Origin of the sequence: Pedobacter sp. JCM 36344 (assembly GCF_046546555.1) — a bacterium.
In the GTDB taxonomy this organism is placed as follows: domain Bacteria; phylum Bacteroidota; class Bacteroidia; order Sphingobacteriales; family Sphingobacteriaceae; genus Pedobacter.
Genome location: NZ_JBKHKK010000053.1, coordinates 1 through 728, shown reverse-complemented (window position 1 = coordinate 728; position 728 = coordinate 1). Strand labels below are relative to the sequence as shown.

Annotated in this window: 1 pseudogene; it reads left to right on the top strand. The window is 44.6% G+C overall.

Annotated features, from left to right (window positions below):
- Positions 1-67: 67 nt before the first annotated feature.
- Positions 68-728: pseudogene (locus ACHFIZ_RS17950) on the top strand (TonB-dependent receptor); the annotation flags it as partial.

The window sequence follows — 728 nt, the reverse complement described above, 5'->3', positions numbered from 1 at the left end:
ATTTTGTTTGTCCCCAATTGGTATCGTTGAGTTGTCTTTAACTGTAACTAACCAACTATAAGATATTATGATATGGAAGCGCTCTCTTCTCACCTTGCTGTTCATTACAGTTTTAGGGTTTCTAGCATTTGTTCCAAAGGATGACGATCCTTTGGACAAGCTGGTTGCTGCTTTGCAGAAGTGGACGGAGATCAATCCCCAGGAAAAGGTTTACCTGCATATGGACAAGCCCTATTACGCTCTGGGTGATACCATCTGGTTTAAAGCATACGTAGTTACCGGATCCAGACACCAGCTTTCTGCTTTGAGCGGGGCGCTGTATGTTGACCTGATTACCGAAAAAGATTCAATAGTCAAAAGCTTGAAGCTTCCGGTTTCTGCAGGCTTGAGCATGGGTGACTTTACTTTAGAAGATGATTTACGGGAGGGCAATTACCGGATCAGGGCCTATACCCAGTGGATGCGCAATGCGGGGGAAGATTATTTCTTTGACCGGACCTTTACGGTTGGAACACCGATAAGCACGGAGGTTATAGGGAAATCGGCTTATGAGTATAAAACTGTGAACGGTAAGCAGGTACTTACCGCTTTGCTGAATTATACCGATGAGGGGGGCAAAGCGCTATCTGGTAAAGAGGTTCAGTATGACCTCATGATTGAAAAGCAAAGGGTCTACAGTAAATCTGCCAGGACTGATACCAGTGGCAATATTTCCATCGCTATTTCCA